A 4,415-nucleotide genomic window follows, 5' to 3' on the forward strand; every position below is an offset into this window, starting at 1 on the left:
CCAGGGAATCGGTGACGTTGAACATCACCAGCCTGCCATGACCGCCCTCTCTCAGCGAATTTGCAGAACTCTCAGCACACTACCCGCATGATCGGGATAACACGGCGGTCACGAGACACCTGACGAGTTGAAGGAATGGGAGCGACGCTCCCTGGAAGGCGACTTCTCGCAAATGCCGCGTCCCTTCCGTTGGCGTCAGTCAGCGCGCTTTGCGCATTTCATGAATGGCTATAAGGAGGCGGGCGGTTTGATCAATTCGCTCGTCTGCACCGCAGAATTGCCAGAGATGTCCTGGACGGCCGTTCGCCGTGGTACGGAAGCGCGCGGGACTTTATGGCTCTGGCTGAGGGCGTCCTTGACGACCTGTGCGAAGACAACGCGAGGATGGAGGGCATCAATACAGCACCCGCGTTCCGCGACGCCTTCATGTCCAAACGCTGCCTGATCCCTGCCGACGGCATCTCGCCGTGAGGAAGAAATGACGCTGAGGACGCCAACTGTCGTCGGGTCCGCTGGCTGCATGGGTCACGCCGCAGGCGTTGCAATCCCTTCTAAAGCGATGATCCTGGTGTTAGCGGAACGTTTGCGGATCTCGATCAGCCGGGCGTATTCCGGCGAATTATACCAGCCCATCAATGACGCCATGTCGGGGAATTCGACAATGACCAGTCGGTGTGGATCCCAATCACCTTCCAGAACCTTGGTGGCGCCACCGCGGCCCAGGTACCGCCCACCGTACCGCTCTTCGGTAGCGGGAACGTCCCGCCGATATTCCTCGAACAAGGCAGCGTCTTTTACGTCTACATCCGCTATCAGATAGGCAGCCATCTGTGTTTCCTCCTTAGACCTACCTCGCGCTCCTCGGCTTCGGCGTCGTCGGTCCGCACCCTGTCGACGATCTCCGTGGCGACATCCAGCGCCAGCGCGCTTTTCGATGATTTTGGCGCTGCCACGGCTTTCCTTCTTTCGCATGGTTCGCAAAGATTAGCATGATCGCATGCTCTCGTGTCTGGCGGTCTCCCTCAAAGCGTCATCGACCGCCCTTCAGATGAGACACCGCCGTCTCGACAGGTAGGCTCGGCAGGGTTCGGTTTTTCTTCGGTCCTTTTCATCCAAAACTTGTCGAAAAGCGCGAATGAAAATAGGAAATATGCAACCTGAAAGATGATAAAAATCAGCAAGGTCCATGCAAGGGACTTCCAGAACGAATCCGTTGCTAGGTAAATCCAGGTCGCTACCACGGTCGACATGGCAAACATCCCAATCAGCAATCGCGGAAAAAACAATATGTTCAATGCGCCCCATAGCTGGACCGACCGGTCTCACGTCTACTCCCCAGAAGCACGTAAGGCTTCACTAAATTAGTAATTGCGCGCCAATGGCCAGAACCAAACCTTCCGACCAGCTTTCCCGGGCTGAAATCGACCGCTTCCTGGCAGCAGCCGAAGCGCTGCACAAGAGCATCGTCGGGCCGCTGTGGCGTACCACAGCGAGCATGCCAAGCTCTGTGAGGTCCCTCCACCCCTTTTGAAGGCGATCGAGAACATCACCGACCCTAAGGCAGCCAGACGGCTCCCGCGCGGCTGAGACGGCCCTGTCCCGTTCCTTTGGATGAACTGCGCAAAGGCCATAGGCGATAAGATAGGTATTGCCCTGCGGAATCGGGTGTGATTCTAACTGCGACGACACACGAATTGCTTACAGACGACGGTTGGGCCGAGACGATTGAGCTTCTCGGCGGCGAAGATTTGCTTACGCGGAGCGCCCGCGAGACGAAGGCGTTCCTGCGCCCGCGGGGCTTTCGATCGGCGCCCGATCTGTTGCGCCTGACGCGCGGCGGCTTCTCGACCAAATCCATCTGAAGACACCGAACGCGTTCATTTGGACAGCGACCCATACTTGGCCCGCCGGCTCATGCTGGCGGGCTTTTTTGCGTCAGTCGGGAACATCCTCACTCTGAGGCTGTTCGGTCACACCCGGCTCGTTCTTCAGCGATTCCTGCCGGTGACCAAGATGTCCTCTCCACTCGTCATGGTCGGCCCGCGCAGCCTCGAAAGCAGGCGCGGGCCTCATTCGCCGTCATTGCTGTGTTGTCGGTGCGCAACCGCTTCTTTGAATGCGCGTGCTGCTGCATCGCAAGCGACACGTGAGGAGCCGTTCACGGACAAGATGATTTCGGCTGCCTTCACGGTCAAACCGTGTTTTTCGGCGAACTCTGCGGCTGTGTATGCGAGTTTTGTTTTTTCGCTACTCCGCATTTCTGACTCCATAGATCTCTTGCGCCTCGTGCAAGCTCTGTCGGGCCTGTTGCAGTGATCGATGCAAGTTCGCCAGCAATTCGTCGGCGTCGGCCGTCGGACTGCCTTCGTGATCCAGTAAGCCGACGATAATATCCTGCTTGGAAACGATGCTCTCGTTGTGAACGAGTTGGCCCATAAAATACATGAGCCGGCTCTGTGCCTGTGTGGGCATGGGCCTTCTCCCTGGTCGGGCGAAAGCCTGATGATCGCTCCCAAGCGCCTCGTGCCTGTTTGTTTTTGATTTTTCGAGGCGACGGCAACATTGTGCGCTCGTTAGCAGGCCATGGCAACCGGGCAGGCAATAGCAGCATCCATGGTGCGCCGCCCTGACCGCGCGTGCCGGTCCCCTGGCCCCGCTCGGCCGCTACTTTAGTGTTTCTGGTTGACCATCGTGATCGGCGCACCGCATTTTCGCGTTGAGGGACAAACTGGGGATCCTGAATGAAGAAGCCTTATCAGAAGCCTGAAATAACAAGCGCGAGAAGCTCTCGGCCGTAACGGCTGTGTGCACGCCATCAACCTGCACCGATGAGTGAGAACCTTTAGACCGGCGCTTTGCCGAAATTCGCTAGCCAGTTGGCTTCGGCGGCGGGCTTTTCCGCTTCCAGGCGCCGAAACTTATCTTCGCGTTCCTGTCACCACGAGCCATGCGGTTTCCGTGCTCGGTCTCGGCACTTCAGGGTCGCTGAACCCTGCATCTCGCAAGGCAGCAAATGACCTCATCGGCTCGCGAGGTGTAAAAATGTCGGCCGGCATGTTCATCCTGTCCATAAGCGCCTTCGGGAGGAAGCCCAGGACGACGCGACCGCCTGGTTCGATGACGCGAGCGAGCTCTGCGGATCCGGCTCTAAGGCTTTGCCAGAAGTACACTGTGTGGACGCTGAGCGCCTTGTCGAATGTGCTATCCGGCAAGGGCAAGTCCTCGACTAGCCCGACTCGGAACTCGGCTCGTCCGGCGCGCACTGCATCTGTAGCGGGCCACCCATCTGTCAACCTTCCGACATGGAGTATGCCGAAGAGCTGGCGGCCATCCTGAATGCCAACGACCTAAAGCAGAGGCTATCTCACGGGAGGTTCCCCGGAGGGTTCGCCTAACTGAGGTGTGATTCGCCCGCCTTCGTAATGCCCATCGAGGGTGGTTTGTCCGATCCGAACAAGCATTTGTTATTGAACTTCCGACTACCAGGGTCTTAATCGACTTGCCATTGCTTTTCGTAGGGAGGCTGTGATGGGCAGCGTGGTGCCAATTCGCAAGGCCACGCCTCGCGTGGAACTGGTCGGAGCCAGTGGCGAATGGGTCGTTCGCATCATTGAAACTGACCAAGAAATTACACGCTCATTCGGCCTGGAATCGTTTGCGCTGTCCTTCGCGGAAGGCCAGCGGATACGCCTGCATCTCGACCAGGTTGTGCGGCTTTAGGACTCGCTACGATTGGATAACCTCAGTGCCGGGAGCACGGAGACTTCACCGCAGACCATGCCGAGCAGCGGGATCGACACGAAGCTGTCTCGGTGGTGATCGTGAAATCTTCTGCTCGACAAGCAACACCCATGAGGAGAATGCTTCCGCTGTCCGAACTCACGACCTTGCAATTTGGCGCATTTCGCGAAGCGCGATCGACCCAGGATACGCTTGTGTGCGGATCTAGGACTCCAGTCGAGGCTCACTAGCGGAACAGCCGCTTAGCCATGTGGCTCGCAATCACGGAAGGTCAGTTTGCGACCCAAAGCTCCCGGTCAGAATGCGCCCCCCCCTTGGCCGTAGAGATGACGCAGCGTGAAGCACATGCACGTGAGGAGGAATTGCAGCAAACCTTTCGTCTGGGCCGTGGCTTCATCGAATCGGAATGGGTTTTTTAGAAATTCGTTTATCTATTCGTGATTTCTAATAAAATATGGGATCCAGTGCATTCATCCGGTTCTGGCCTGCATTGGTCCGCGCAACACGCGCCAGGAACGGTAACGTTGCCGTCGTCGTTGCCTTCACCTTGCCGGTCGTGGTCGGCGGCGCCGGCCTCGGTATCGAGACGTCCTTCTGGTACTACAGCAGCCTCAAGCTGCAGGCCGTTGCCGATGCCGCGGCCTATGCCGGTGCGCTCGAGAAAGTCGCGGGTT

General features: G+C 57.9%; 9 protein-coding genes. 3 read left to right on the forward strand and 6 right to left on the reverse strand.

Going from position 1 to position 4,415, the window contains the following annotated elements; genetic code table 11:
* Positions 1-384 precede the first annotated feature (384 nt).
* On the forward strand, positions 385-471 hold the full coding sequence (locus NKI32_RS31420) for a hypothetical protein (RefSeq protein WP_348524486.1): 87 nt from the start codon (positions 385-387) through the stop codon (positions 469-471).
* Positions 472-525: 54 nt separating this feature from the next.
* Here NKI32_RS31420 and NKI32_RS31425 read toward each other — a convergent pair whose 3' ends face one another.
* From NKI32_RS31425 to NKI32_RS31450, 6 genes are all read right to left on the reverse strand, one after another.
* A complete protein-coding gene (locus NKI32_RS31425; RefSeq protein WP_023670645.1) occupies positions 526-828 on the reverse strand; it encodes a DUF1330 domain-containing protein in 303 nt (100 codons plus the stop codon).
* Positions 813-953, reverse strand: coding sequence for a hypothetical protein (locus NKI32_RS31430; protein WP_155924055.1), 141 nt, complete (start codon positions 951-953; stop codon positions 813-815). Before NKI32_RS31430 ends, NKI32_RS31425 begins: the two co-directional genes overlap by 16 nt.
* A 69-nt stretch (positions 954-1,022) precedes the next feature.
* A complete protein-coding gene (locus NKI32_RS31435; RefSeq protein WP_245275404.1) occupies positions 1,023-1,250 on the reverse strand; it encodes an exopolysaccharide production repressor protein in 228 nt (75 codons plus the stop codon).
* 819 nt (positions 1,251-2,069) lie between these two features.
* Positions 2,070-2,258: a hypothetical protein gene (locus NKI32_RS31440; protein ID WP_245260321.1), complete on the reverse strand. Its 189-nt coding sequence runs from the start codon at positions 2,256-2,258 to the stop codon at positions 2,070-2,072.
* Complete coding sequence (locus NKI32_RS31445) at positions 2,248-2,472, reverse strand: hypothetical protein (RefSeq protein ID WP_023716269.1); 225 nt, start codon at positions 2,470-2,472, stop codon at positions 2,248-2,250. The genes NKI32_RS31440 and NKI32_RS31445 overlap by 11 nt, the downstream gene beginning before the upstream one ends.
* A gap of 446 nt (positions 2,473-2,918) precedes the next feature.
* Positions 2,919-3,263, reverse strand: a complete 345-nt coding sequence (locus NKI32_RS31450) for a class I SAM-dependent methyltransferase (protein ID WP_353005220.1) — start codon at positions 3,261-3,263, stop codon at positions 2,919-2,921.
* A 265-nt stretch (positions 3,264-3,528) separates the two neighbouring features.
* Here NKI32_RS31450 and NKI32_RS31455 point away from each other — a divergent pair, with 265 nt between their 5' ends.
* On the forward strand, positions 3,529-3,720 hold the full coding sequence (locus tag NKI32_RS31455; RefSeq protein WP_023716267.1) for a hypothetical protein: 192 nt from the start codon (positions 3,529-3,531) through the stop codon (positions 3,718-3,720).
* 511 nt (positions 3,721-4,231) lie between these two features.
* Positions 4,232-4,415, forward strand: a 184-nt coding sequence (locus NKI32_RS31460; RefSeq protein WP_353005222.1) for a pilus assembly protein TadG-related protein, incomplete at its 3' end; no start/stop codon positions are given.

The organism is Mesorhizobium sp. M0761 (assembly GCF_040320205.1).
Taxonomy (GTDB): domain Bacteria; phylum Pseudomonadota; class Alphaproteobacteria; order Rhizobiales; family Rhizobiaceae; genus Mesorhizobium.